General features: G+C 60.0%; 23 protein-coding genes. 4 read left to right on the top strand and 19 right to left on the bottom strand.

The window, feature by feature from the left end; all coding sequences use genetic code 11:
• Window positions 1-5 precede the first annotated feature (5 nt).
• The 17 genes from fliE to IB241_RS03815 all read right to left on the bottom strand — a co-directional run bounded on the left by fliE (window position 6) and on the right by IB241_RS03815 (window position 18885).
• On the bottom strand, window positions 6-335 hold the full coding sequence (gene fliE, locus IB241_RS03735; RefSeq protein WP_192297013.1) for a flagellar hook-basal body complex protein FliE: 330 nt from the start codon (window positions 333-335) through the stop codon (window positions 6-8).
• Window positions 336-467: 132 nt separating this feature from the next.
• Window positions 468-1844, bottom strand: a complete 1377-nt coding sequence (locus tag IB241_RS03740) for a sigma-54-dependent transcriptional regulator (RefSeq protein ID WP_192297014.1) — start codon at window positions 1842-1844, stop codon at window positions 468-470.
• A 6-nt stretch (window positions 1845-1850) separates the two neighbouring features.
• Complete coding sequence (locus IB241_RS03745) at window positions 1851-3041, bottom strand: sensor histidine kinase (RefSeq protein WP_192297015.1); 1191 nt, start codon at window positions 3039-3041, stop codon at window positions 1851-1853.
• A 110-nt stretch (window positions 3042-3151) separates the two neighbouring features.
• Complete coding sequence (locus IB241_RS03750; protein ID WP_192297016.1) at window positions 3152-4624, bottom strand: sigma-54 dependent transcriptional regulator; 1473 nt, start codon at window positions 4622-4624, stop codon at window positions 3152-3154.
• Between the two features lie 170 nt (window positions 4625-4794).
• The gene (locus IB241_RS03755) at window positions 4795-5091 is read right to left on the bottom strand and encodes a flagellar protein FliT (RefSeq protein WP_192297017.1); all 297 of its coding nucleotides are present in this window, start codon (window positions 5089-5091) and stop codon (window positions 4795-4797) included.
• A 26-nt stretch (window positions 5092-5117) separates the two neighbouring features.
• Window positions 5118-5522, bottom strand: coding sequence for a flagellar export chaperone FliS (gene fliS / locus IB241_RS03760; protein WP_192297018.1), 405 nt, complete (start codon window positions 5520-5522; stop codon window positions 5118-5120).
• Between the two features lie 139 nt (window positions 5523-5661).
• Window positions 5662-7065, bottom strand: a complete 1404-nt coding sequence (gene fliD / locus IB241_RS03765) for a flagellar filament capping protein FliD (protein WP_192297019.1) — start codon at window positions 7063-7065, stop codon at window positions 5662-5664.
• 81 nt (window positions 7066-7146) lie between these two features.
• Window positions 7147-7497 (bottom strand): flagellar protein FlaG, encoded by a 351-nt coding sequence (locus IB241_RS03770; protein WP_192297020.1) that lies wholly within the window; start codon window positions 7495-7497, stop codon window positions 7147-7149.
• A 74-nt stretch (window positions 7498-7571) separates the two neighbouring features.
• Complete coding sequence (locus IB241_RS03775) at window positions 7572-8996, bottom strand: flagellin (RefSeq protein ID WP_192297021.1); 1425 nt, start codon at window positions 8994-8996, stop codon at window positions 7572-7574.
• A gap of 265 nt (window positions 8997-9261) precedes the next feature.
• Window positions 9262-10191 (bottom strand): ketoacyl-ACP synthase III, encoded by a 930-nt coding sequence (locus IB241_RS03780; protein ID WP_192297022.1) that lies wholly within the window; start codon window positions 10189-10191, stop codon window positions 9262-9264.
• Window positions 10192-10468: 277 nt separating this feature from the next.
• Window positions 10469-12094, bottom strand: coding sequence for a flagellar hook-associated protein 3 (locus tag IB241_RS03785; RefSeq protein ID WP_192297023.1), 1626 nt, complete (start codon window positions 12092-12094; stop codon window positions 10469-10471).
• A 14-nt stretch (window positions 12095-12108) separates the two neighbouring features.
• On the bottom strand, window positions 12109-14151 hold the full coding sequence (flgK, locus tag IB241_RS03790) for a flagellar hook-associated protein FlgK (protein WP_192297024.1): 2043 nt from the start codon (window positions 14149-14151) through the stop codon (window positions 12109-12111).
• Between the two features lie 10 nt (window positions 14152-14161).
• Window positions 14162-15427 carry a flagellar assembly peptidoglycan hydrolase FlgJ gene (gene flgJ / locus IB241_RS03795; protein WP_192297025.1) on the bottom strand — a complete coding sequence of 422 codons (1266 nt, stop codon included), beginning with the start codon at window positions 15425-15427 and terminating at the stop codon, window positions 14162-14164.
• 4 nt (window positions 15428-15431) lie between these two features.
• Window positions 15432-16544, bottom strand: coding sequence for a flagellar basal body P-ring protein FlgI (locus IB241_RS03800; protein WP_370694869.1), 1113 nt, complete (start codon window positions 16542-16544; stop codon window positions 15432-15434).
• 3 nt (window positions 16545-16547) lie between these two features.
• Window positions 16548-17243, bottom strand: a complete 696-nt coding sequence (gene flgH / locus IB241_RS03805; protein ID WP_192297026.1) for a flagellar basal body L-ring protein FlgH — start codon at window positions 17241-17243, stop codon at window positions 16548-16550.
• 53 nt (window positions 17244-17296) lie between these two features.
• On the bottom strand, window positions 17297-18082 hold the full coding sequence (gene flgG, locus IB241_RS03810) for a flagellar basal-body rod protein FlgG (protein WP_005790105.1): 786 nt from the start codon (window positions 18080-18082) through the stop codon (window positions 17297-17299).
• Between the two features lie 62 nt (window positions 18083-18144).
• Complete coding sequence (locus tag IB241_RS03815; RefSeq protein ID WP_192297027.1) at window positions 18145-18885, bottom strand: flagellar basal body rod protein FlgF; 741 nt, start codon at window positions 18883-18885, stop codon at window positions 18145-18147.
• 586 nt (window positions 18886-19471) lie between these two features.
• Between IB241_RS03815 and IB241_RS03820 the strand changes: the two genes are divergently transcribed.
• Window positions 19472-20509 carry a hypothetical protein gene (locus tag IB241_RS03820; RefSeq protein ID WP_192297028.1) on the top strand — a complete coding sequence of 346 codons (1038 nt, stop codon included), beginning with the start codon at window positions 19472-19474 and terminating at the stop codon, window positions 20507-20509.
• 72 nt (window positions 20510-20581) lie between these two features.
• Here IB241_RS03820 and IB241_RS03825 read toward each other — a convergent pair whose 3' ends face one another.
• A complete protein-coding gene (locus tag IB241_RS03825; protein WP_192297029.1) occupies window positions 20582-22135 on the bottom strand; it encodes a sigma-54-dependent transcriptional regulator in 1554 nt (517 codons plus the stop codon).
• A 257-nt stretch (window positions 22136-22392) separates the two neighbouring features.
• Here IB241_RS03825 and phhA point away from each other — a divergent pair, with 257 nt between their 5' ends.
• The 3 genes from phhA to IB241_RS03840 all read left to right on the top strand — a co-directional run bounded on the left by phhA (window position 22393) and on the right by IB241_RS03840 (window position 24833).
• A complete protein-coding gene (phhA, locus tag IB241_RS03830; protein ID WP_192297030.1) occupies window positions 22393-23184 on the top strand; it encodes a phenylalanine 4-monooxygenase in 792 nt (263 codons plus the stop codon).
• 99 nt (window positions 23185-23283) lie between these two features.
• Window positions 23284-23640, top strand: a complete 357-nt coding sequence (locus IB241_RS03835; RefSeq protein WP_017134918.1) for a 4a-hydroxytetrahydrobiopterin dehydratase — start codon at window positions 23284-23286, stop codon at window positions 23638-23640.
• Window positions 23640-24833 (top strand): amino acid aminotransferase, encoded by a 1194-nt coding sequence (locus IB241_RS03840; protein WP_192297031.1) that lies wholly within the window; start codon window positions 23640-23642, stop codon window positions 24831-24833. Before IB241_RS03835 ends, IB241_RS03840 begins: the two co-directional genes overlap by 1 nt.
• 144 nt (window positions 24834-24977) lie before the next feature.
• On the opposite strand, the gene IB241_RS03845 is transcribed toward IB241_RS03840, so the two are convergent.
• Window positions 24978-25787 (bottom strand): UDP-2,3-diacylglucosamine diphosphatase, encoded by an 810-nt coding sequence (locus tag IB241_RS03845; RefSeq protein WP_192297032.1) that lies wholly within the window; start codon window positions 25785-25787, stop codon window positions 24978-24980.
• Between the last annotated feature and the right edge of the window lie 134 nt (window positions 25788-25921).

Here is a 25921-nt window from a genome sequence, read left to right on the forward strand (position 1 = left end):
CGTCCTTAAACCGGCATCTGCATGATGTCTTGATAAGCCTGAACCAGCTTGTTACGCACCTGGGTCAACGCCTGGAACGACACGCTGGCTTTTTGCGAGGCGACCATCACATCGGTGAGGTCCACGCCGCTTTTGCCGATTTCGAACGCGCTCGCCAATTGGTTGGACGCTTGTTGGGTGTCACTGACTTTATTGATTGCCGAACCGAGCATGTCGGCGAAACTGCTTTGGCCCAATTCCGGCGCTGGCGCGACGGATTTCGGTTGAGCCATGGCATCCATTTGCATGGAGCGCATATCCAACATCAACCGATTGAACTCAATACCCTGGCTCATGACCTTCTCTCTCCGACAACCCGCATTTTTTTTGACACTACGCCGCAATTACCAAGGGAAGTAGCAACAAGGGTGCCAGCTCTGTATCGATTCGTAAGAAAAGGCGACAAACCTTGTCGGTCTTAATACCGACTAGGTGGCAAACAGATAAGCTTCCACATCCATCCCCGCATCGCGCATTTGCGCCAGCTTGTAGCGCAGGGTGCGCGGGCTGATGCCCAGGCGTTCGGCAGCCTCTTTGCGCCGGCCGCGCTCGGCGCGCAGGGTGTCGATGATCATCTGAAATTCGCGGCGGCGCAGGTCGTCGCCCAACGCTCCGGCAGACTCGGCCTCGGCCACCACTGGCGCGGGCGCCAAGGTCGGCAGTGGCGCGGCACCGCTGCCCATGGCCAGGCAGAAATCCTGGGGTTGGATCAGGCCGCCCTGTTGCAGGATCAGCGCGCGCTGGATCGCGTTATCCAACTCGCGCACGTTGCCGGGCCACGGGTAGGCGATCAGGCAGGCCTGGGCCTCGGCCGACAAGCGCGCCTGGGCGTGCTTCATTTTTTTGACGTGGTTATTCAGCAGGCGCTCAGCCAGCGGCACGATGTCGGCCGGGCGTTCACGCAGCGGGCGCCAGGCCAGGGGGAACACCGAGAGCCGGTAGAACAGGTCTTCACGGAAGCGCCCCGCCGCCACTTCACCCGCCAGGTCGCGGTTGGTGGTGGCGACCACGCGAATATCCAATTGGATCGGCTTGCGCGCGCCGACCCGCTCCACCTCGCGCTCCTGTAGCACCCGCAGCAATTTGGCTTGCAGACCCAGGGGCATTTCGGAGATTTCATCGAGCAGGATGGTGCCGCCGTCGGCCTGTTCGAACTTGCCGGCCTGGGCCGCGATGGCGCCGGTAAATGAGCCTTTTTCGTGGCCGAACAGGGTGGCTTCAAGCATGTTGTCCGGGATCGCCGCGCAGTTGATCGCAATGAACGGCTGGCTGGCGCGTCTGGATTGCTGGTGGATGTAGCGCGCCAGCACTTCCTTGCCGGTGCCGGACTCGCCGGAGATCAGCACTGTGGAATCGCTGCGCGCGACACGGGCCGCCAGTTCCAGCAACTGGGCGCTGGCCGGCTCGAAGGCAATCGGGCCTTCGCCGTCGCTGGCCGAGATCATCCCAAGGGCATGGCGCGCGACCAGGTCGATCAAGGCCTTCGGCTCAAAAGGCTTGACCAGATAGTCTGCCGCCCCCTGACGCATGGCATCCACCGCGCGCTCTACCGCGCCGTGGGCGGTCATCAGCAACACTGGCAGCTGTGGCTGGCGCGCGCGCAGCAGGCCGAGCAATTGGTGACCATCCATGCCAGGCATGTTGACGTCGCTGACCACCAAGCTGAAGGACTCCTGCTCTACCGCCTCCAAGGCTTCCTCGGCCGAGCCGACCGCCCGATAGTCATGGCCCGCCAACAGCAGCGTGTCAGCCAGTGCTTCACGCAGGGCGCGGTCGTCTTCTACCAATAAAACCTTGATTGCCATGTTCGTTTACTCCGTGCTTGCCACGCCTGAAAACAGCGGCAAGGTCATCAATGCACAGGTGCCACGCCCCACACGGGAACGCAGCTGCAATTCTCCCTGATGGGCGCGTGCCACGGCCTTGACCACGGTCAGGCCGAGGCCCGTTCCGTTGGTCTTGGTGGTGAAAAAGGGTTCGCCCAGGCGCCGCAGTACCTGCGGGTCGATGCCGCTGCCACTGTCGCTGATGCACAGGCGCAGGGTTTGTTCGCGGCAGTACAGGTGAATCTTCAGGCGTGCGCCGGGGGCGCTGGCCTGGGTGGCGTTTTCGATCAGGTTGAGCAGCGCGCCGACCAGGGTGTCGCGATTGCACAGCAGTTCGCCGAGGTGGCTGTCGCACTGCCAGCGCACCTGGACGTCCTGGATATGGGTACTCGCAGCCGCTTGCAGGGCACGCATCAGCTCGGCCGGGGTGATGCGGTCGGTGAGCGGCAACTCGCCACGGGCGAACACCAGCATGTCGCGCACTTGGTGTTCCAACTCGTGCAGGCGCTCCTTGAGACGCCCGGCAAACCGCTGCTGGGTCTGTGGTGGCAATTGCTCATCAGTCAAATGACTGGCGTAGATCAACGCGGCCGACAGGGGCGTACGGATCTGATGCGCCAAAGAAGCGACCATCCGCCCTAGCGACGACAAACGCTCATGCCGCGCCAACTGGTCTTGCAGGTGACGGGTTTCGGTCAGGTCGTTGAGCAGCACCAACTGGCCGGGCTCGGCATCCAGGGAGCGGGTGGCGATGGACAGGCGGCGCCCGTCTTTCAGGGAGATTTCATGGCCATCGTCTTCACGCGGGGCGAAACAGCGGGTGATGACGTGGCGCCACAGCTCGCCTTCCAGTGGCAGGCCGAGCAGGTCGCAGGCGGCCGGGTTGGCCTCGCGCACGCGGCCGTCTTCGTCGATGACGATCACGCCACCAGGCAACAGCGACAACAGGTTTTGCAGACGGTTGGCCAGGCGCTCTTTTTCGGCCAGCTCTTGCATGCGCTGGGCGCTGACCACTTCCAGCTCGCCCTTGAGCTCGGACACCCGGGCTTCAAGCAGGCTGTAGGAGTCCGTCAGTTGGCTGGACATCTGATTGAACAGCGAAAAGGCCTGTTCCAGGCCATTGCGACTGAGCTGCTCGGCGTCAGGCACCGAAGATAGTTGGGCGGCGTGGGGCATCATGCTCTCTCGCTTGGCTGACCGTCAGTTAAACGGAACGTTGCGAGGGCTGTAGCAATACTTGTGCCGAAAAAAAACCGCTGATTAATCAGCGGCTTGGAAAACAGGCGTCAATCATCCGCCTGTTCATCACCTTCTCGACGGCTCATGCCGTACTTGCGCATCTTCTCCACCAGGGTGGTACGGCGGATACGCAAGCGCTCGGCGGCGCGGGCGACGATGCCGTTGGCGTCGTCCAGGGCCTGTTGGATCAGGCCTTGTTCCAGGTTGCCGAGGTAATCCTTCAGGTCGAGGCCTTCCGGCGGCAGCATGGCGGTGGAACCGAAGTCCGGGGTATGGCCGTTGATGGCTACACGCTCTTCCATGTCGCTGCGCAGGCTGTCGAGTTGCTCGTCTTCGTCGTCGACGTAGCGGAATTTCTTCGGCAACTCGACCACGCCGATCACACCGTAGGGATGCATGATCGCCATGCGCTCGACCAGGTTGGCCAGCTCCCGCACGTTGCCCGGCCAGCCGTGGCGGCACAGGGACATGATCGCCGCGGAGTTGAACCGGATCGAGCCGCGCTTTTCGTGCTCCATGCGCGAGATCAGTTCGTTCATCAGCAGCGGGATGTCTTCGACGCGCTCGCGCAGCGGGGCCATCTCGATCGGGAAGACGTTGAGGCGGTAGTACAGGTCTTCGCGGAAGCTGCCGACCTCGATCATGCTTTCGAGGTTCTTGTGGGTCGCCGCGATGATGCGCACATCGACGCTCTGGGTCTTGTTGCTGCCCACGCGCTCGAAGGTGCGCTCCTGCAACACGCGCAGCAGCTTGACCTGCATCGGCAGCGGCATGTCGCCGATTTCATCGAGGAACAGGGTGCCGCCGTTGGCCAGCTCGAAACGCCCGGCACGGCTGGTGATCGCCCCGGTAAAGGCGCCCTTCTCGTGGCCGAACAATTCGCTTTCGAGCAGCTCTGCCGGGATCGCCCCGCAGTTGACCGGCACAAAGGGCCCGTCACGACGCTTGGAGTGGTAGTGCAGGTTGCGCGCCACCACTTCCTTGCCAGTGCCCGACTCGCCGAGGATCAGCACGCTGGCGTCGGTATCGGCCACTTGCTGCATCATCTGGCGCACGTGCTGGATCGCACGGCTGGTGCCGACCAGGCTGCGGAACAGGTTGGGTTCACGGTGGCGACCGCGCTCGCGGGCCTGGTCGTACATCTCGCGATAGACCTGGGCGCGGTGCAGGGAATCAAGCAATTTGCTGTAGCTGGGCGGCATTTCCAGGGAGGAAAGTACCCGGCGACGCTGGTCTTCGGGCAGGTCGACGGGAGAAATTTCGCCAATTAGCAAAACTGGAAGGAACTCATCCCAGGTGGACAGTGTCTTTAACAAGCCCAAAACAGCGCCAGGAGCGTTTACCGTCCCGATCAGCACACAAATGACTTCACGGCTCGATGACAATGAGCTGACCGCCTGCTGCCAGTCATGGCTGCCGCAGGGCAGATTTTCTTCGCCAAGAAAATTCAAAATCACCGCTAAATCGCGGCGGCGGACGCTATCGTCATCAATCAGCAGAATTTTGGTTTCACGCCACATGCAATAGCAACTTCCCTAGTAAAACTTCCTGCCCAAGAATGAGGGCAATCAAGACGCTTGTACGATTTTGTACCTTACTAGACGTCTGAAATCTGAAAACAGCACTAGTTAAGTCAAAAATGCTGGCACAGTCAAATATATGACGCACCGTTCGGACCAACTGACGCTATTCAGCCGAACAGATGGTAAACCTTTGACGCATTTTTAGCTTGGTTGATCTGCGACATCTCTTCAAAAATCGCCTGTCTTTCGCCCGTCGTCACTTCCAGCAACTGCTGATATACCGCCAGCAGACTTTCGAGTTTTTCGCGCAACATGCTCTCGTCTTCCGGCGCTTCGCTGAGCGCCTCATCGATCACACTGCGGCAACCCAGATCGAGCTCGCCAATGGCGTCCCAATTGCGCTCCGCCAGCGCGCCCATCAGCGCCTCGCGAGTTTCATCAATGCGTTGCAGTGCATGGCTCATGACGTGATCCTCAAGGCCCTCAGGCCTTATTCAGCGGCGGCCTGCGGCGCGCCAATAGCATCCCAGCCTTCTTTTACGGTAATCAGCAAACGGGCGACTTCGTCGATCATGTCCGCATCGTTATGCAGGTTCGCTTCCATCAGACGGTTGGTCATGTAGGCGTACAGGCTTTCCAACTGCTGGACGTAAGCCGGGTTGTCACTTTTCTGGGCGTCGAGCCCATCACGCAGGCCGATCACGATGTCGATGGCCTTGCCGAGCATCAAACCCTTTGCCGCGATGTCACCACGTGCCAACGCGCCTTTGGCCTGGGCCATGCGGTCGAGCCCACCTTCCATCAGCATCTGCACCAGACGATGAGGGCTGGCTTCGGAGATCTGAGCATGGGAATTGACCTTCTGGTATTGGCGAAGGGCTCTCATGGGATTCATGTTTCTACCTCGTGACGGGCGACAGCGGAAAGTGGTTGAGTAACCAATATGTCGACTGGCTCGCAAAAAGCTTTAGCGCCAGTCGTCTCTCGATAAAAAAGGCCAGGCAGGTCGCCTGGCCTTTTTTTATGACGCGGGATCAACTATTGGTCTTTACGTTGTTCAGCGCATTGAGCGTGGTCATGACACTGGTGCTTTGCTGGCGCAATTGGGCGACCAGGGTGTCCATGGCGTTGTATTTGGCCGACAGGCTGTTGGTGAGCAAGGTCATGCGCTCGTCCAGGGTGGACTGCTCCTTGGTCAGGTCCTTGAGCGTGTCCGACAAGGAGGTCGAACGCGTCGCCAGGATGCCGGTGCTGGCCTTGGCGAAATCGTCGGTGGCGCTTTTCATCCGCGCCAGCATGCCGTCCTTGCCGGAGAACATGCTGTTGATGTCAGCCGCGTTGGTTTTAACCGCTGCATCCCACTTCTTGTCATCGATCGTCAGCAGGCCAGTGGTCGAACTGGTGCTCACGCCAAATTGTGCCAGGGACTTCAACGCCCCTGTGCCCGACAGCGTGTTGAACTCGTTGCGAATCGCGCTCTGCAGGGAGCGCATGGTCGAGTCGCCCGTCAGCGTTGCCGCCGTGGTGCTACCGTCCAGGTTCTTGGTGACCTTGGTTTCGGCGTTCATCGCAGTGATCAAGGCGTTATAGGTATCAATGAAACCCTTGACCCCGGACTTGAGCGCCGTGGTGTTGGTGCTCACCGTGATCAGCGTGGCGTTTCTCACCGGGTTATCACTGACATCACCTGCCGTCTTGAGCGCCGAAACCGACACCAGCTTGATGTTCACACCACTGAGTGCCCCTTCAATGTTGTTGGTCTTGGACACCGAAGAAACACCATCGATGCTGTACAACGCATCCTTGGGCTCATCAACGACACTAGCCCCGACATCCAATCCCGAATCACCCGAAAGCGTCAGGTCAGAGCCCGTACCCATCTTGGTCGACGTCAGGATCAACCGGGAACCATTGGAGTCGGTCTGGATGTTGGCGCTCAATCCCGACGTACCAAACTGGGTGTTGATCGAATCCCGCACCTGCTGCAAGGTCGCACCGGCCGGGATATTCAAGTCATAGTTTTTGCTGGACTGGGTAATCGTCAGCGTCGTCGACTTGTTGGTGGCATTCACCACCGAAGAAGTACCACCGGAAAAATTGGCACTCGACAGCTTCGACGCCTGGGCCAATTGGTTGACGATCAGTCGGAAGCTACCTGTCGAGGCGGTATTGCTGGAGGTCATGGTCGCGACTTTTTCATCCGAGGACGAACCGGTCAGGCCGGTAAAGCTGCTGTCCTTGGCCATCGTGTCGAGCGCACCACGAAACGCGTCCAGCGCCGCTTGAATCTTGCCGATCGAAGACAGCGTGGTGGTCGCTTTCGCTGATGCGGTATTGATCTGCGTCTGCTTGGGCACCTTTTCGGCGTTCACCAAGGACGTCACGATCGCCTGCGTATCGATATTGGAACCGATACCACTTACCGTTGAACCCGCCATCTTCGTATCTCCTGTTCGGTGGCTGCCGTTATCTTGACTTATTGCGCCTCAAGACCTGACAACAACAAGTTTCATGCCAGCTCAGGCCTTGTCGTCGAACAACAAGCTGCTGGCGCTGGAAAGGCTCTGTGCCAGTTTCAATGCCGTTTCCGACGGAATCTGGCGAATCACTTCACCACTGTCGGTGGCGATGACCTTGACCACCACGCGATGGGTGGAGTCATCAATGGAAAAATCCAGGCTGCGCTGGGCAGCTTGAACGAATTCTCGAATATCGGTTACTGCTTGTTCCAGGTCGGCACGCTCAGGCTGTTTTGCTGTGGCGGCGGCTTCCTGGGCTTTTGGAACGGCTTTATCAGTCACTACCTGGGCAGATGCGCTTAGGGGTGCAACCGGCGGATAAGACTGGTTCAGCTTTACACTCATGTCCATGTCCAATCTCCTCTAAACCGAAAAAACGGAAGGGCACGTAGACGCACCCTTCCGTTAGTTACCAAGCGCTGGGATTACTGAAGCAGCTTCAGTACAGCGGATGGCAGCTGGTTAGCCTGCGACAGGATCGCGGTGGAAGCCGACTGCAGGGTTTGTTGCTTGGTCAGTTCGGCGGTTTCGGAAGCGAAGTCGACGTCCTGAACGGTGGAACGTGCAGCGGTGGAGTTCTTCTGAATGTTCTGCAGGTTGTCTGCAGTGGTAGTCAGACGGTTCTGAGTAGCACCCAGGCCCGAACGAACGCCGTCGATGGTGCCGATGGCCTTGTCGATAACAGCCAGCGCGTTTTGAGCGTTGGTAGAGTCGGTCACGTCGGTGTTAGAGATGGTGGTCTTGGTCGACGAAACGGTAGCAGCCGCGAACAAGTCCGATACACCAGTACCAGCGTCGCTCAGGGAGTAGCCTTTAGCCGAATCCAGGGAAACCTCACCGGTCACAACGATTGCAGCAGCACCCAGAGCAGCCGGGGTGGCGAATGCGCCAGCGCCGTCTTTAGCGCCAACCAGGATGTTGGTCTGGGCGTTGGCATCAGCACCCGAGAACGACAGGTTTTCGCCGGAATCCGACTTAACCGACAGGGTTTTGTTGGATTCGTCGTAGTTAACGCTGATGCCCAGTTTGGCAGCGTTCGATTTCAGCTGGTCAGCCAGGCCGGCCAGGTCCTTCACGCCGACGAAATCAACAGCATTACCGCTACCTACAGCCAGTTTGAAGTTCGACGGAGTGGCAGCGCCTACATCCAGTTTGACTTCAGTGCTGGCGGTAGCGGTCAGGCCACCGATCGAACCGTTCAGGCCCGCAGCGATGTCTTTAGCCGAAGCGCCTGCAGCGTAGTTTACGGTTTTGGTCTGACCGTTGCCGGTAACAGTGATGGCGCCGCCAGCCAGGCCAGTGGCGCTAGGTACGATGGCCTTGGTTTTGATCTGCTGCGAACCAATGTTGTTGGCTGCAACGTTTTCCAGGCTCAGGTTGATGGTTTCGTTAGCGTTGGCGCCAACCTGGATGGCTTTGGTACCGTACGAACCGTCCAGCAGCTTCTGGCCACCGAAAGTAGTGGTTTGCGAGATACGGGTCAGTTCCGAAGTCAGAGCCTGGTATTCGTCGTTGTTCGACTTACGGTCGTCAGCGCTCAGGGAACCGGTAGCGGAGGACAGAGCCAGGGTACGCATTTTTTGCAGGATGTCGGTCGAAGCCTGCATCGCGCCTTCAGCGGTCTGAGCGATGGAGATACCATCGTTCACGTTTTTTACTGCTTGGCCCAGGCCGTTGATTTGGCTGGTCAGGCGGTTAGCGATCTGCAGGCCTGCAGCGTCGTCTTTAGCGCTGTTGATACGCAGGCCGGAAGACAGGCGCTGCATGGAGGTGGCCAGGGCGCCGCCGGCTTTGTTCAGGTTGCCCTGAGTAGTGATCGAAGCAATGTTGGTGTTTACTGTTAAAGCCATGACGAAATCCTCGTTGGATGGATACTGCGGCTTCCGGCCCTGGCAACCGCCGGGTGTGGCCTGAGAACCTACGTAATAGTTATCGTCGTGCTGGGCAGTTGCTTGAGGATTTTTTTTGATTTTTTTGCTGGCGACGTGCCACCCCTTGCAATTCAAGGGCTTACGCAGGCAAAAAACCCCGAATTCATTGGCTTTTCTGGCGCCAAATAAAAAACGCCGATGATCTTTCGATCATCGGCGTTTTTTTGTGCTACGCGTTAAAGGCTCACGGACGATGCAGAATCGCCGAACCCCACGACAGGCCCACTCCAAAACCGCTGATGGCCACGCGCTTCCAGGTCGCATCCATCACGTGCTTTTCCAGCAGCAATGGAATGCTCGACGACACGGTGTTGCCGGTCTCGACCATGTCCTTGATGAACTTGTCCACCGGCGCATCTTCAAACCGACGCGCCACGGCATCGACAATCGCCGCACTGCCCTGGTGGATGCAGAACGCATCGATGTCGTCCGCTTGCAGATCCGACTCATTGAGCAGCTCGTGCAGATGCGCAGGCACTTTAAGCAGGGCAAAGTTGAACACCTGGCGACCGTTCATGAAGAACACACCGTCGCTGACCTTCAGGTGCGGCGCGCCGGAACCGTCGGTGCCGAACTTGGACTTGCCCAGCAGCCAGGACGCGTCTTCGCCCATCCAGGTCGCGGTGGCAGCGTCACCGAACAGCATGGTGGTGTTGCGGTCTTCCGGATCAACGATCTTCGAATACGGGTCGGCGGTGATCAGCAGGCCGTTTTTCAGGCCAGTGGCTTCCATGAAGCCCTTCATCGCGTAGATGCCGTAGACGTAGCCGGAGCAGCCCAGGGAAATATCGAACGCCGCGACGTGAGTCGGCAAGCCGAGCTTGTCCTGGACGATGGCGGCCGTGTGGGGCAAACCCTCTTCATCACCGTTCTGGGTGACGACGATCAGCGCGTCGATGGACTCACGCTTCAAATCGGGGTTATTGGCAAACAAAGCGTTGACCGCCTCGACACACAGATCGGAGGTTTCCTGCGCGGCTTCCTTGCGCGGCAGGAACGCCGAACCGATCTTGCCAATGATGAACTCTTCATCCTTGGCGAATTTGGCACCCTGGGCGTAGTTATCGATCCCGTCGGCCGGCACGTAACTGGCGATGCTTTTTATGCCAATCATTGTGGCTTCCCAATACTAAATAGCTGGAGATCACCCCGCGAGTCGCCTCGCCGGGTGCTGACAATAAAGGGGGCAACCCCGCAAAAAACTCGCTGAAAGCCGCTGCGCAAGGACTCTGAGACGACTTATCCTTTTCACACGATACAGTGAAGATGCGCTTTATGACTCACAGGTCACTCAATTCTGTGTGGTTTATGCAAAACCTTCAAACAATTAAACCGCGTAAACGACAACGGCCCAGCCTGTTTCCAGGCTGGGCCGCTGGGGATGACGCCGTTTACATCTTGTTGAACAGGCTCAACTGCGAGACTTTCACAAATGCCAGCTGCGAGGCTTCGAGCATGGTTTGCTGCAAGGTCAGGTTGATCGCGGCCTCACCCATATCGACGTTGGCCAGGGCACTCATAGTGCTGGTATTGGCCAGGCCGACACTGGTGTTTTCGCTGGACTGCACATTCAGCGCATTCTGCCGCGCACCGATGGAACCACGCACGTTATCCACCTGGTCGGTTGAGCTGGTCAGGTTACTGACGGCAGCGTTCAAGGCGTCCTGCAGCTTGACCCGTGCACCGGGAATTCCATCCGCCGGTTGCTCCAGAGCAATGCGCAGCTGACTCAAGGTATCGAGGGCGCTCTGGGTTTTGTGGGTACTGGCACCGACCGAAAACTGATCGCCGACGTTCGGCGCACCGCTCAGGCTGAACGTAACGCCCGCCGCCGTGATCGTCGGGCTCGGCGTGGCGGTCGCATCGATGACACCCGAATCAATCGCCTTGCTGTTGGGGGTGTAGGGCTGCGAAAACACCTCGTAGGCGTTCGGATCGGTATCGCTGAACTTGATCAGCACGCCACTGTTGGCCGGGAAGGTGCTGGCGTACTTGGCCGGGCTACTGACCGTGGCATTGGTCAGTTGCGTCGGCGACGTGTTACTCGCGGTGCGGGCGACGTTGAACGTGTCCGGCTTGGCCGAGAGCGTGAACTCACGCCCCTTGACCATCGCATCGGCATCCGGCCCGGTGGCCTTGTCGGTCAGGTCGACACTGATGTCGAACTTGACCCCACGCAGGTTGACGCTGGCACTGCCCTCCTTGGTAGAGTCGAACGTCCCGTTGCCCGGAAGCTGCGAGGTAATGTCGTTGCCGCCTTTATCCGTCACCACATACTGGGTGCTGCTGGTGAAGGTCAGCTTGTAAGGCTGGCCGTCGGCGTACGACTTGTTGTATTCAATACCCGACGTCACCAGGCCCGCCGAAATGGCGACCTTGTGATCGTCCACTTGCGACGGAGTGGTCGCGGGCGGCACGGGTGCAGGCGTGGTGTACGTGGACTTCGTGCGGCTGTTGTTGACCGCGCCTTCCAGGATCGTCTTGCCCGTATCGCCGGTGCGTACGGTCAGCGTCTCGGACACTTGCAGGCTCAGCTCATTTTCGTCGCCCTGATAGTTGTAAGTACCATCATTGTTGCGCGAATACGGCGGCGTGTCGGTCTTGGAGCCGGAGAACAGGTATTTGCCCGCCGCGTCCTTGCTGTTGAGCAAGCCCAGCAACTGATCCTCAAGAGCACCCACTTCAACGGAAATGGATTTGCGGTCCGCATCGCTGGTCACGCCACCGGCCTTCAAGGCCAACTGGCTGGCCGCCTGGAGGGTGGTGTTGATCGCATCCAGCACGCTTTCTTGGTTGGTCAGCGAACTCTGGATATTGGTGATGTTGCCGCTGTACTGCGCCAGCATGTCTTTCTGTTGTTGCAGCATCAGCAAACGCTGCGCGGCAACCGGATCATCGGCGGCGGTCTGCACACGCACGCCTGAACTCGCCTGCTGCTGCGCCTTGACCACGCTGGAATAGTTATCCGTATAGCGAGTCGCGCTGGTGTCGAAATACTGCTGTGTCGAAATGCGCATCGTCCCAGGCTCCCTTAAAGACTATTGATCAGCGTGCTGAAGGTTTCTTGCGCGGCCTTGATGATCTGCGACGACGCGGTGTAGTACTGCTGAAACTTGATCATGTCGCCCGCCTCTTCATCCAGGTTGACCTGGGACACCGAGTTGCGCGCATTTTTGTTGGCCGTCAGCAGCGCGTTGGTCGCGGTGGTGTCGGTGGTGGCCGCGGCCGCCTTGGCGCCGACGGTGGACACCAGCTTGCTGTTGGCCCCCACCAGGCTGGTGCCACCGCTGCCATCAGCGGCTGTACCGACGGTCGCCTTGGTCTGCAGGTCCAGCAGTTTCTGGGCGTTGCGGTTGTCGGAAACGCCCGTGGCATTGAACGAAAACGAGGTGCTGTCACCGTCGGTCGGCGAGCCGCCTACCGTGGTGTCGAAGCTGAAGCTCTTGGCCGGGCTCACCAGCGTGCCATCCGCAGCGCGCATCGGCACGTTGATGGTGATCTTGTTGGCCTGCCCCGGGACGATGCTGCCGGAGCCGATCGGATCGCCCTGGGCGTTATTGATCGTGTAGCTCTGGGTGCCATCGGCCGCCGGTTTGCCAAAGACCATTTTCACTGGCATCGAGTGCTCGATACCCACTTGCAACTGCGCGGTCGCGGCACCGCCGGCGATGTCCAGAGGCACCGTCAGGGTTGGCGGCGTGAAGGTGCCGGTGCCCTGGTTGGTCTTGCTGCCCTCGCCGGACAATGGCGCGGCAAAGGCAATCTTGCTCGGGTCGGTAAGGACCGTGCCGATTTCCTTGGCGCCGTTGGCGGTCGGGCTGACCTTGAAGCTGTCGCCCGGCTGCATGGTGCCGGTCTTGAGGGTCAAGGCGAAACCGTCGATCACCGGCGCCGGCTGGGTCGGGTCCAGGGTGAAGTTACCCATGGCCTTGCCATCGGAACGCACCACGCTGTACTTGTCGGCTGCGGTGAAGGTCACCTTGTAATCGAAGTTGGTCAGCTTGCTGCTGTCCTTGATCGTCACGTTCAGGCCACCGTCGCCGGTGTTGGACGCCGATGCGACACTGCGCTGGGCAATCGAGGCGACACTGTTGATGTCCTTGAACATCGCGGCACCGAACTCGCCGTTGAGGTCCAGGCCCTGGCCCAACTGGCTGTTGATCACGTCGGACGTCACCGTGGCGATGCGGCCCAGGTCATTGATGGCCGGCGTCAACACGTCGCTGCGATACCGCAGCAGGCCGCCGATGCTGCCACCACTGATCACGTTGCCCAGGTCGACCTTGGTGTTGCCGGCCATGTTCAACTGGATCGTGTATTGGCTTGCATCGCTGTCGCTCGGCACGGCGGAGATAGTGTTGGACTGGTCGCCCATCACCAGCGATTGGCCAGTGCCGGTGCTGACGCTGAACACGCCGTTCTTCTCGCTGGCGGTCACGCCGATCAGCTCATTGAGCGAGCGCACGGCTTCGGCACGCGCGTCCAGCAGGTTGGCCGGGGTAACGTTGCTCGAACCCTGAACCTGGTTGATCTGTTTGTTGAGGGACGCAATCGACGAGGTCAGCTGGTTGACCTGATCGCTCATGGAAGTCAACTGACCGTTGATGGTCTCTTTCTGCGTGCTCAACTGGGTGGAAATCGCGTTGAAACGGTTGGTCAGGGTCTGCGCATTGGTCAGCAGGATCTGGCGCGCCGACGCATCGCTCGGGTTCGCCGAAGCCGTCTGCACCGCGGCGAAGAACGAACTGAGCACAGCGGACATGCCGGTGGTCTTGTCCGACAGGGTCTTGTCGACCGCACTTACCTGGTCCAGGTAGGCCTTGGCATCGCTGTTGAGCGAGGTGCTGTTCTGGTAGGCCGCGTCGAGGTATTCGTTATACACCCGGCGCACGTCGGCCAGGGTGGTGCCGCTGCCGATGAACACGCCGCCGTAAGGGTTGGACGCGTTGGCGCTCTGGGTAGTCTGCTGACGCGAATAGCCCGAGGTATTGGCGTTGGCAATGTTATTACTCAAGACCGACAACGATCCTTGAGCGGCATTGAGCCCTGACATCCCGATACTGAGCAAACTCATGGTTCAGACCTTATAAATGTGTGGTTGCGCCAGCGGCAGCGTAATTCTGGTAACTGTTCATCGTTTTGGCGATCTGCGAAATCTTGCTGGCATAGGCCGGGTCGGTTGCGTAACCGGCTTTTTGCAACTCGCGTACAAACTGTTCGGGGTTATCGGCCGATTTCACAACTTCTTTATAGCGATCATTGCTTTGCAGCAAGGTCACGAGGTCGTGGAAGCTGTCCTGGTACGAGGCGTAGGAACGGAACTGCGCCGTTTCCTTGACCATCGCGCCATCGCGGAACTCGCTGGTGATCGCACGGGCCTGACCGCCCTGCCAGCTCTGGCCGGCCTTGATGCCAAACAGGTTGTGGCTGCTGCTGCCGTCTTCGGCACGCATTACCGATTTGCCCCAGCCGGTTTCCAGGGCGGCCTGGGCCACCAGGTACTTCGGATCGACGCCAATCCGCGCAGCGGCGGCCTTGGCCATCGGCAACATGGTGGCGACGAACTCATCCTGGGAACTGAAGGCTTTTTTCGCTGGCGCCAGCGGCGGCTGGGCGATGGCGCGGCTGTAGATCTGCATGCGATCGCTGGGCACGGCAAAGCTGCGCGTGGTGCTGTTGACCACATTGTCATCGGCAGCGCTGTTACGCAGCGGTGCCGCCTTGGCGACCGTGGTGTCGGTGCTGGGCACGATGCCGGCCAGCAGGCGGTCGGTGAGTTTGCTCGGCAAGGCGATGCGGCGCTGGTTCATCAACTCCATATCGTTGACGTGAGCGCTGGCAGTGCCTTCGGGCACCGCGACGCGATAGGCCCACAATGGACGCTGGCCATTGGAGCGACCGAGCGCACCGTCGGCCTGGGTACCGGCGCCAATTTCCGTCGGCACATCGACCTTCTTCACCGGCTCTGCCGCCGCCGGGCCCTGCAAGGTAGCCGCCTGGGCGTCCACCGGCTTGTTCTTCTGCATCTGGCGCATCAGCACATCGGCCAGGCCGATACCACCGCCTTCGCGGGACATCGACACCGCCAACTGCTGGTCGTACATTTCCTGATACTGCTTGGCCGCCGGCGTGTTCATCGGGTTGTCCTTGCCCAACGCCTCGGTGGCCGAACGCATGGACTTGAGCATTTCGCTGACGAACAACGACTCAAACTCCTGCGCCACCTTGCGCATGTTGCCTTCGCTGTTCTTGTCGGCGCCGACCTTGAGCTGGTTAAGCCTGCCCAAGTCGGAATAAGACCCCGAGTCCGCCGTGCTGCTGATCCCGCTCTTGCGCATATCCATGGCCATGGCCTCAGATCACGATCAGGTCGGCTTGCAAGGCGCCGGCCTGTTTCAATGCTTCAAGGATCGCCATCAAGTCGCCGGGCGCTGCGCCCACCTGGTTCACCGCACGGACAATCTCATCCAGGGTGGTGCCGGGGCCGAATTTGAACATCGGCTTGGCTTCTTGCTGAGCGTTGACACGCGAGCGCGGCACCACTGCCGTCTGGCCGTTGGACAACGGCCCAGGCTGGCTGACGATCGGGTCTTCGGTGATGGTCACGGTCAGGCTGCCGTGGGTCACCGCCGCCGGCGAAACCTTGACGTTCTGGCCGATCACGATGGTGCCGGTGCGCGAGTTGATGATGACTTTGGCCACCGCCTGGCCCGGGTCGACTTCAAGGTTTTCCAGGATCGACAGGTAGTCCACCCGCTGGCTTGGGTCCAGCGGCGCGGTCACGCGGATCGAGCCGCCGTCGATGGCCTGGGCCACGCCAGGGCCGAGCATGTCGTTGATCTTGTCGACCACACGCTTGGCGGTGGTGAAGTCGGAACGGTTGAGGTTCAGGGTCAGGCTATTGCCCTGGTTGAAGCCGCTCGGCACGGTGCGTTCCACCGTGGCGCCGCCAGGAATCCGCCCGGCCGACGGCACGTTGACGGTGATCTTCGAACCGTCGCGACCTTCGGCGTCAAACCCGCCCACCACCAGGTTGCCCTGGGCAATGGCGTAGACGTTGCCGTCGATACCTTTGAGCGGCGTCATCAACAGGGTGCCGCCACGCAGGCTTTTCGAGTTACCGATGGACGACACGGTGATGTCCACCACCTGACCAGGCTTGGAGAACGCCGGCAGGTCGGCACTGATCGACACGGCCGCGACGTTTTTCAGTTGCACGTTGCCCGAACCCGCCGGCACCTTGATGCCGAACTGCGAGAGCATGTTATTGAAGGTCTGCAAGGTGAACGGGGTCTGGGTGGTCTGGTCACCCGTACCGTTGAGCCCCACCACCAGGCCGTAACCGATCAACTGGTTGGAACGCACGCCGGAGATGCTCGCGATGTCTTTCAGGCGCTCGGCCTGGGCGACGGCGCTCAGGGACAGCAAGAGTGCCGCTGCCATCAGCTGTTTGAGGTTCAAAGTCATCACCTAGAAAGGGAACAGCGGGCTAAGGAAGAAACGGTCGAACCAGCCCGGCTGACTTGCATCCGCAAACGAACCCGTACCCGAGTAGGTAATGCGTGCATCGGCAATCCGTGTGGACGGCACAGTGTTGTCGGTGGAGATGTCATCGGCACGGACCATGCCGGCAATGCGCACCAGCTCGTCACCGGTGTTGAGGGTCATCCACTTTTCACCGCGTACGGCGATGATGCCGTTGGGCAGCACATCGGCCACGGTGACGGTGATCGAACCGGTCAGGCTGTTGCCCTGCCCCGCCGAACTCTTGCCGTTGGTGGCGCGATCACCGCTGTAGCCGGCGCTCAGGCTCAGGTCGCCATCGCCCAGCGGGTTGTTGGTGTTCGGCACGGCGCCAAACAACGAGGTCAGGCCGATACCGGTCTTGCTGGTCTTGCCCACCTGGGAGTTGGCATTCTTGCTGGCCTGGGTCTTCTCGTTCAGGGTGATGGTGATGATGTCACCGACCCGGAACGCCTTGCGGTCGCTGTACAGGTTCTGTTCGAAACCGGCCTGGTAGATCGAGCCATTGTTGGCCGCCGCCGGCAGCGGCGTGCGTGGCAACACCGGCGCGTAGTACGGGTCATTGGGTTTTGGCGTTGGGGCGACACAGCCCGCGAGCACGGTGATCCCACTCAATGCCAGAACAGAAACGTAGCGATTCATGACCCTTACCTCACGGTGTTGCAGGCGCCCTCAAGAGCGCCCCATAGACTTGATTACAGATTCTGCGTGACAAACGAGAGCATCTGGTCGGCGGTGGAAATCACCTTGGAGTTCATCTCGTAGGCGCGCTGGGTGGTGATCATGTTGACCATCTCCTCAACCGTGCTCACGTTGGAGGTTTCCAGGGTGCTTTGCAGCGTGGTGCCGAAACCGTTCAGGCCAGGGGTGCCGATTTGCGGCGCGCCGCTGGAGGCGGTTTCGAGGAACAGGTTGTTGCCCATGGCTTGCAGACCGGCCGGGTTGATGAAGTCGGCGGTTTGCAGGTTGCCGATCACTTGCGACGCCGGGTTGCCGGCTACGGTGATCGACACGGTGCCGTCGTTGCCGACGGTGAAGGTCTTGGCATCTGCTGGCACGACAACCGCAGGCTCCAGGGCGAAACCGTTGGCGGTCACGATCTGGCCGTTGGAATCCAGGTGGAAAGTACCGTCGCGGGTGTAGGAGGTAGTGCCATCCGGTTGCAGGATCTGGAAGAAACCACGGCCGTTGATCGCCATGTCCAGCGGCTGGCCGGTCTGTTGCAGGTTACCGGCACTGAAGTTCTTCTGCGTGCCGACGATCTGCACACCGGTACCCAGTTGCAGGCCCGATGGCAGTTCGCTGTCCTGGGTCGACTGGGCGCCCGGCTGCTTCTTGATCTGGTAGAGCAGGTCCTGGAACTCGGCGCGGTCACGCTTGAAACCCGTGGTCGACACGTTCGCCAGGTTGTTGGAGATGGTGGTCAGGTTGGTGTCCTGGGCGGACAGACCGGTTTTGGCAACCCATAGAGCCGGAAGCATGCTGTTCTCCTCTGTGCGCCTGTTTGTTGGCGCGGCGTGGCAAATTAATTAGTGGGCTGCAATCAGCTCATCTGCATGACGCGAGTCATGGCCTGGTCGTCTTCTTTGGCGCTGTTCATCATCTTGATGTGCAGCTCGAACTGCTTGGAAAGCGCGAGCACTGCGGTCATTTCTTCCACCGCATTGACGTTGCTGGCCTGCAAGAAGCCCGAGGTCAGCTTGACGCCCGCATCGGCCTGGGCCGGCTGGCCATCCTTGGTGTGGATGGTGCCGTCGAGGCCTTTGGTCATATTCTTCAGGTCAGGCTGGACCAGCTTGATCCGGTCCACTTCAGCCATGACGCGCGGGCCTTCGCCCATGGCGCGAATGCTGATGGTGCCGTCGGCGCCCACTTCGATTTTTTGCTGGGGTGGCACGGCAATCGGGCCACCGTTGCCCATGATCGGCATGCCGTTGCCGGCACGCAGCACGCCCAACGCATCGACGTTCATGCTTGCGCTGCGCACGTAGGCCTCGCTGCCGTCAGGGGTTTGCACGGCCATCCAGCCGTCGCCGCTGACGGCCACGTCGAGGTCACGGCCGGTTTCGATCATCGCGCCAGGGGTGAAGTCGGTGGCCGGGCGTTCGGTCAGGGCAAACGCCCGCGCCGGAAAGCTGTCACCAAACACCGGCATCGAACGCGCCTGTTCCAGGTCGCGTTGGAAACCATTGGTGGAAATGTTCGCCAGGTTGTTGGCATGGGCCTTCTGCGCCAGAGCATTCTGGCTGGCGCCGGTCATTGCCACATAAAGGTACTTGTCCACGCTCTATCCTCTTTCTGACGGACGCTTGCCGCCCACCGCTGTACTGATGAGGCTTAAGCAATTTGCGAACCAACTTTCAAAACCGCCGGAAAACCCAATGGATACGGGGCATCGATGGCTTGACGCCGTCGAGACGGCCGGCAGGCGAGTCGAAAAAACGGCGGTGTCATGCCGCTTACGGCAAAGACCGGCGATGGCGGTGACCCGCATCACAGGCACAAGGTGCTGGCCCTGCGCCCTGCGCCCCCCCTTGCCCATTCGTTTAAATGTAACCGCGGCCTCTTGAAATAAAACGCTGCACTCACGCCATTTATCATTTCAAAATTCACGCACTGCGCGCCAACCGCAACACCTCGCGCGCCACCCAATTAGTTAACGCGTGTGTTTTAACTTGAAGTTTTAAAAAAAGCCTGACGACCAACTACTTGAAGATTACTCCGACATACATTTACAAATACTCAACAATACCAACTTGTCGCCCCACCCTTACTTACGCAACTCTCGCACCTCGCAGAACTGCACTCACCAATCAACTTTGACTGAATGACTCTGCGACCTACATTCTTATCAATAAAAGGCCAGTAACATGTTTAGAACCAACGACGCATACACGACTTACTTCAGAGACCCCACCTCCCTATATGAACGGGACCGAGAGTATGAATCACGCCCCTCCCGGCGTCCGCCTGCCGAACCCCACTATCACCGCTGCAATCACGACCATCGAGCCGACTTTAATCGTCCGGGCTCCCGCAGGGATTTTGACTACCGCTCCGACCGCAGGCTCCCCGACGCCCGCCGCGACTGGGACTACCGCCCCGACCGGGGATTCCCCGACACCCGCCGCGACCGGGACTACCGCCCTGACCGCGGATTCCCAGACGCCCGCCGCGACTGGGCCTACCGGCCTGACCGTGGATTCCCCGAGACCCGCCGCGACTGGGACTATCGTCCTGACCGTGGATTCCCCGACGCCCGCCGCAACTGGGACTACAACCCCGACGGTGGACGCCCCGACGCCCGCCGGGATTGGGATGTGCGCTCGGATTTCAAACCAAGCCCACCACAGGGAAACCCCACAGTGGGCGCACTGCGCCAACTCCTCGACAGCTTGCCAGACCACAGGGTACAGACCGACCGTGGTATCACGGCCAATGACATCCGCGCGGGTAAATTCGGAACGCTTTCGCCGCAAGCCATCAAAGAGCTTGAAAAGTTGGATAAAAATCAGGACTACCGCCTGATAACACTGGACAGTCCCTCAAGTACAGCATCGGCCTGGATACCCACTAACAGCGACACCCCTGTATTAATCCAGGCAATGGCAAGTGAAGGCCCTCTGACTCACGACAGCATTCATCCACTGTGGCGACTCCCGAAAATAATGTCTGCGCCGATAAAGTCCATTAATGAGGGAATAACCTCCGACGCCTTGAAAGCCGGCGAATATGGTGCCCTGCACCCGGAAGTCAAAAAAAGTCTCGACGCACTGGAACAAGATAAAAGTTACACGCTGACTTCATTCCCGAAACATAACGATAACAGCGAGACGCTGCTCGCCTGGGTGGAAAAAGGCAACGGAAAAATCATACCCATTGGTACTGAGGAGGATCGACCGTCCTGACAGCCTTCACCGCAACTTGGGCCGAACACTGCGCCATTCAGTGCAGTGTTCGGCCTATGAATGTACAGGGCACTATTTGCTCACGCCAAAGTCCCGCAACTTATTGGCAATCGTGGTATGAGAAACCCCCAGGCGCTTGCCCAGTTGTCGGCTGCTGGGGTGTTCTGCATAGAGTGCTTCCAACACCGCCTTCTCAAACCGCCCGACAATTTCGTCCAAACCACCCTCCAGGGAAAAATCGCCAAGGGGTTGACGCACACCATAGTCCGGCAAGCGAATATGCTCAGCCTTGACCGTACCGCCATCACACAACGACACCGCCTGGAACAGCACGTTTTCCAGCTGCCGCACGTTGCCCGGCCAGTGGTAATGGCTGAGGCGCTCCATGGCCGCCGGCGCCAGCTTGGGCAGCGGGCAACCAATCTGGCGGCTGGCCTGGTCGAGGAAGTGATCAACCAATGGTGCCAAGCCATCCAGGCATTCGCGCAGCGGCGGGATATGCAGCGACAGCACGTTGAGCCGGTGGTAAAGGTCCTGGCGGAATTCACCACGGGCGCAGAGTTCCGACAAGTCCACTTGAGTCGCGCAGATCACCCGCACATCCAAGTAGACCTCTTCATCACTGCCCACACGCCGGAAGCAACCGTCCTGCAGGAAGCGCAGCAACTTCACCTGCAAGCGCGCACTCATTTCCCCGACACCATCGAGAAACAACGTCCCCCCCGCCGTCAGCTCCAGCAGCCCCAGCTTGCCTTCGGCCCGTGCGCCTTCAAATGCACCTGGGCCGTAACCGAACAATTCGGTCTCGGCCATCGACTCCGGCAAACCCGCGCAGTTGAGTGCCATCAACGGCGACTGCCCACGCGGGCTGGCCAGGTGGCAGGCACGTGCGAGCAATTCCTTGCCGGTGCCGGTTTCGCCTTCTATTAATAGCGGCGCATCCAGCGGTGCCATGCGCCGGGCCTCGCGGACCACGGCGGCCATGACCTTGGAGCTTTGGAAGATACTGTCGAAACCGCGCAGCTCCTGCTTGCGCACGTTATAGATGCGCTCACCGACCCGATCGGCGCGGTGCAGGGTCAACACGGCACCGGCCATGGCTTCGCTGTCATCGTGCTCGGAAGATTGCAGCGGCGCGATGTCCGCCAAAAACACGTCGCCCTTGACCTTGACCCGCAGCCCGTTGATCCGCGACTTGCTCGCACGCACCAGTTCCGGCAAGTCGAAATCCTCGGCGTAACGCGACAATGGAATGCCCGGCACCTCATCCACCCGCACGCCCAGCAACTGCGCCGCAGCGCGGTTGGCGGCGACGATGGAGCCGCCCATGTCGATGGACAGCACCGGGAACTCCAGGGCGCCAAGCAGCGCATTGAGCTCCATATGCCGACGTTCGCTGGGCATCAGCCCTACCCTTTTCACACCAAACACCCCGGCAATCGCCTCGAATTGCGGGCGCAAGGCCTGGAACTGCATGTTCACCAGGTTCGGGCAGAACAGATAGATGGCGTTGCCATGCTCACCGCCCACCTCGCCTTTGGCGACGTTGACGCCGTACTCCACCAGCAGGTTGAGGATGTCCCGCAAGATGCCGATGCGGTTCTGGCAGTGCACTTTGATACGCATGAAAAGACCCGAAAGGTGGGAAGGCGCCGCGTCTTTTTGTCGCTGAGCGCAGATAGTCGTCAAGATTATGTGACAGCTTGTGAGCTTTTCCCAGCCCAATGCAGCGCCAGACGCCACAAGCGTAACGATTACTTTACGAAAACCAGGGCATTTTCCTACACACCCTCGTCAGAGGCGGATGGATTCTTGCCCACGCCGGGTTATCAATAGAGGCACAGCAGGACATAACAAGAACGAATGCCTAGCAGGAGAGCCGTATGAAGCAGACGCAGTACGTGGCCCGCGAGCCCGATGCGCAAGGTTTTATCCACTACCCGCCGGAAGAACACGCGGTGTGGAACACCCTGATCACGCGCCAGTTGAAAGTGATCGAGGGTCGCGCCTGCCAGGAATACCTGGACGGCATCGACAAGCTCGGCCTGCCCCTGGACCGTATCCCGCAGTTGGGCGAGGTCAACAAAGTGCTGGCCGAGACCACCGGCTGGCAAGTCGCCCGCGTGCCGGCACTGATCCCCTTCCAGACCTTCTTCGAATTGCTCGCCAGCAAACAGTTTCCGGTGGCGACGTTCATCCGTACCCGTGAAGAGCTGGACTACCTGCAAGAACCGGATATTTTCCACGAGATCTTCGGCCACTGCCCGCTGCTGACCAACCCCTGGTTCGCCGAATTCACCCACACCTATGGCAAGCTCGGCCTCGCGGCCACCAAGGAGCAACGGGTGTACCTGGCGCGGCTGTACTGGATGACCATCGAGTTCGGCCTGGTCGATACGCCCGCCGGCCTGCGCATCTACGGTGGCGGCATTTTGTCGTCGCCCAAGGAGACGGTGTACAGCCTGTCGTCCGAACCCGAGCACCAGGCCTTCGATCCGCTGGAAGCGATGCGCACGCCGTATCGCATCGACATCCTGCAACCGCTGTACTTCGTATTGCCCGAGCTCAAGCGCCTGTTCGAAGTCGCGCAGGAGGACATCATGGGCATGGTCGAGCGCGGCATGCAGCTGGGTCTGCACGCGCCCAAGTTCCCGCCCAAACCCAAAGCCGCCTAAACCTCGGTTTTTTGCGCCAGGTGAGTCTGTTCCCTGGCCCCGCGTTGCTTTAGGGTGACGCCACTGACCTTCAAATACTCGAATTCAGGACACTTTCACATGACCACCTTGAACCAAGCCCACTGCGAAGCCTGCCGCGCCGACGCCCCGCAAGTCAGCGACGAAGAACTGCCGGTGCTGATCAAGCAGATCCCCGACTGGAATATCGAAGTGCGCGACGGCGTGATGCAGTTGGAAAAGGTCTTCCTGTTCAAGAACTTCAAATTCGCCCTGGCCTTCACCAACGCCATGGGTGAAATATCGGAAGCCGAAGGCCACCACCCAGGCCTGCTCACCGAGTGGGGCAAAGTCACCGTGACCTGGTGGAGCCACTCCATCAAGGGCCTGCACCGCAACGACTTCATCATGGCCGCGCGCACCGACGAAGTGGCCAAGGACGCCGAGGGCCGCAAGTAATGCATTTTGATGCGATTGACCGCGTGCCCGGCGACCCGATCCTTGGGCTGATGGACCTGTATGCCCAGGACAGCAACCCGCACAAATTCGACCTCGGCGTAGGTGTGTATAAAGACGACCAGGGCCTGACGCCGATTCCCCACTCGGTAAAACTCGCCGAACAGCGCCTGGTGGACACGCAAACCACCAAGACCTACATCGGCGGCCACGGCAATGCCGCCTTCGGCACGTTGATCAGCCAACTGGTGCTCGGCAGCGACTCCACGCTGATCCACGCCCGCCGCGCCGGCGCTACCCAGACCCCGGGCGGCACCGGTGCCCTGCGCCTGAGCGCCGACTTCATCGCTCACAGCCTGCCTGGCCGTGGCGTGTGGTTGAGCAACCCGACCTGGCCGATCCACGAAAGTATCTTCGCCAAGGCCGGGCTCAAGGTCAGCCACTACCCCTACGTGGGCGCGGACAATCGCCTGGATGTGGCAGCGATGCTCGCGACCCTCGCCACCATCCCCCACGGTGATGTGGTGCTGCTGCACGCGTGCTGCCATAACCCGACGGGGTTCGACCTGTCCCAGGATGACTGGCGCCAGGTGTTGCAGATCGTGCGCGAACGCCGGTTACTGCCCCTGATCGACTTCGCCTACCAGGGCTTTGGCGATGGCCTGGAGCAAGACGCCTGGGCGGTGCGATTGTTTGCCGCCGAGCTGCCGGAAGTGTTGATCACCAGTTCCTGCTCGAAAAACTTCGGCCTGTACAGCGACCGTGTCGGCGCGCTGATCGTGTGCGCGGCGGATGCCGAAAAGCTGACGGATGTGCGCAGCCAACTGGCGAATATCGCGCGCAACCTGTGGTCGACACCACCGGATCACGGTGCCGCGGTGGTCGCGACCATCCTCGGTGATGCTGGCCTGAAACAGCAGTGGAGCGAAGAAGTCGAAGCCATGCGTTCACGGATCGCGCACCTGCGCTCCGGCTTGGTCGAGGCCTTGGCCCCCCATGGTCTGGCCGAGCGTTTTGCTCATATTGGTGCGCAGCGCGGAATGTTTTCCTACACCGGTTTGAGTGCCGAGCAGGTCAAGCAGCTGCGCGAGAAGCACAGCGTGTATATGGTCAATTCGGGGCGGGCCAACGTTGCCGGGATTGATGCGACGCGCTTGGCGCTGCTTGCCAAAGCGATCGCCGACGTTTCCAACTGACAAAACCCGGAGCTGGCCTGTGTGGGAGCTGGCTTGTGTGGGAGCTGGCTTGCCTGCGATAGCGGTGTGTCAGCCCCACATTTTTCACTGATAGACAGCTATCGCAGGCAAGCCAGCTCCCACATTTGGACCGAGGACAACCTTTCAGCCAGCAACCATTTCGGCCTTGAGCTGCGCCTCTTTGGCCTGCGCATCCGCCAACCGATACAACTCGATCTGCCCATCCCAGTGCTCGATCAGCGCCGTGCACGACTCCACCCAATCCCCGCAATTGAGGTAGTCCACCTCGCCCACCTTGCGAATCTCCGCATGGTGGATATGCCCGCACACTACCCCGTGCAACTCACGCTTGGTGACCTCATGGGCGATGGCTTCTTCGAAATCGCTGATGAAGTTCACGGCCGTCTTCACCTTGTGCTTCAAATACGCCGACAGCGACCAGTAACCGTAGCCATACCGCGCGCGCCAGTGATTGAGCCAGCGGTTCAGCGTGAGGGTGAATTCGTAGGCCGAATCGCCAAGGAACGCCAGCCAGCGGTGATAACGGGTGATCACGTCAAACTGGTCACCGTGGATCACCAGCAGATGGCGACCGTCGGCCGTCACGTGCACCGCTTCGTCGACCAACTGGATATTGCCCAGGATCAGCTTCGAATAACGGCGCAGGAATTCGTCATGGTTGCCGGTGACGTAGATCACTTCAGTGCCACGCTTGGCCATGGTCAGCAGGCGACGGATCACATTGGTGTGAGCCTGGGGCCAATACATGCCGCCGCGCAGTTTCCAGCCATCGATAATGTCGCCCACCAGGTAGATTTTGTCGGCCTGGTAGCCCTTGAGGAATTGCGACAGATGTTCGGCCTGGCAATCCCGGGTGCCCAGGTGCACGTCGGAAATCCACAGGGTACGCACCCGTTGCTTGCGGCTGGGCTTGATCAACTCGGCACTGGTCATGGGTGTCCCTCGACGGTGTTTTCGCGAGCTTGCGCCAGGGCGATTAATAGCCCATGACAACTGTGCGTCAGTCTGATGACAGCGCCCGTAAGCCGCGAAGCGTTGTAGACTGCGACAGCCTGCCCCAGGAGACC

This window comes from Pseudomonas sp. PDM05 (genome assembly GCF_014851685.1).
Classification (GTDB): domain Bacteria; phylum Pseudomonadota; class Gammaproteobacteria; order Pseudomonadales; family Pseudomonadaceae; genus Aquipseudomonas.

Bases quoted from the DNA above. Each gene is read 5' to 3' on its own strand.
- fliE (WP_192297013.1), bottom strand. From the start codon at position 335: ATGAGCCAGGGTATTGAGTTCAATCGGTTGATGTTGGATATGCGCTCC.
- IB241_RS03740 (WP_192297014.1), bottom strand. From the start codon at position 1,844: ATGGCAATCAAGGTTTTATTGGTAGAAGACGACCGCGCCCTGCGTGAA.
- IB241_RS03745 (WP_192297015.1), bottom strand. From the start codon at position 3,041: ATGCCCCACGCCGCCCAACTATCTTCGGTGCCTGACGCCGAGCAGCTC.
- IB241_RS03750 (WP_192297016.1), bottom strand. From the start codon at position 4,624: ATGTGGCGTGAAACCAAAATTCTGCTGATTGATGACGATAGCGTCCGC.
- IB241_RS03755 (WP_192297017.1), bottom strand. From the start codon at position 5,091: ATGAGCCATGCACTGCAACGCATTGATGAAACTCGCGAGGCGCTGATG.
- fliS (WP_192297018.1), bottom strand. From the start codon at position 5,522: ATGAATCCCATGAGAGCCCTTCGCCAATACCAGAAGGTCAATTCCCAT.
- fliD (WP_192297019.1), bottom strand. From the start codon at position 7,065: ATGGCGGGTTCAACGGTAAGTGGTATCGGTTCCAATATCGATACGCAG.
- IB241_RS03770 (WP_192297020.1), bottom strand. From the start codon at position 7,497: ATGGACATGAGTGTAAAGCTGAACCAGTCTTATCCGCCGGTTGCACCC.
- IB241_RS03775 (WP_192297021.1), bottom strand. From the start codon at position 8,996: ATGGCTTTAACAGTAAACACCAACATTGCTTCGATCACTACTCAGGGC.
- IB241_RS03780 (WP_192297022.1), bottom strand. From the start codon at position 10,191: ATGATTGGCATAAAAAGCATCGCCAGTTACGTGCCGGCCGACGGGATC.
- IB241_RS03785 (WP_192297023.1), bottom strand. From the start codon at position 12,094: ATGCGCATTTCGACACAGCAGTATTTCGACACCAGCGCGACTCGCTAT.
- flgK (WP_192297024.1), bottom strand. From the start codon at position 14,151: ATGAGTTTGCTCAGTATCGGGATGTCAGGGCTCAATGCCGCTCAAGGA.
- flgJ (WP_192297025.1), bottom strand. From the start codon at position 15,427: ATGGCCATGGATATGCGCAAGAGCGGGATCAGCAGCACGGCGGACTCG.
- IB241_RS03800 (WP_370694869.1), bottom strand. From the start codon at position 16,544: ATGACTTTGAACCTCAAACAGCTGATGGCAGCGGCACTCTTGCTGTCC.
- flgH (WP_192297026.1), bottom strand. From the start codon at position 17,243: ATGAATCGCTACGTTTCTGTTCTGGCATTGAGTGGGATCACCGTGCTC.
- flgG (WP_005790105.1), bottom strand. From the start codon at position 18,082: ATGCTTCCGGCTCTATGGGTTGCCAAAACCGGTCTGTCCGCCCAGGAC.
- IB241_RS03820 (WP_192297028.1), top strand. From the start codon at position 19,472: ATGTTTAGAACCAACGACGCATACACGACTTACTTCAGAGACCCCACC.
- IB241_RS03825 (WP_192297029.1), bottom strand. From the start codon at position 22,135: ATGCGTATCAAAGTGCACTGCCAGAACCGCATCGGCATCTTGCGGGAC.
- phhA (WP_192297030.1), top strand. From the start codon at position 22,393: ATGAAGCAGACGCAGTACGTGGCCCGCGAGCCCGATGCGCAAGGTTTT.
- IB241_RS03835 (WP_017134918.1), top strand. From the start codon at position 23,284: ATGACCACCTTGAACCAAGCCCACTGCGAAGCCTGCCGCGCCGACGCC.
- IB241_RS03840 (WP_192297031.1), top strand. From the start codon at position 23,640: ATGCATTTTGATGCGATTGACCGCGTGCCCGGCGACCCGATCCTTGGG.
- IB241_RS03845 (WP_192297032.1), bottom strand. From the start codon at position 25,787: ATGACCAGTGCCGAGTTGATCAAGCCCAGCCGCAAGCAACGGGTGCGT.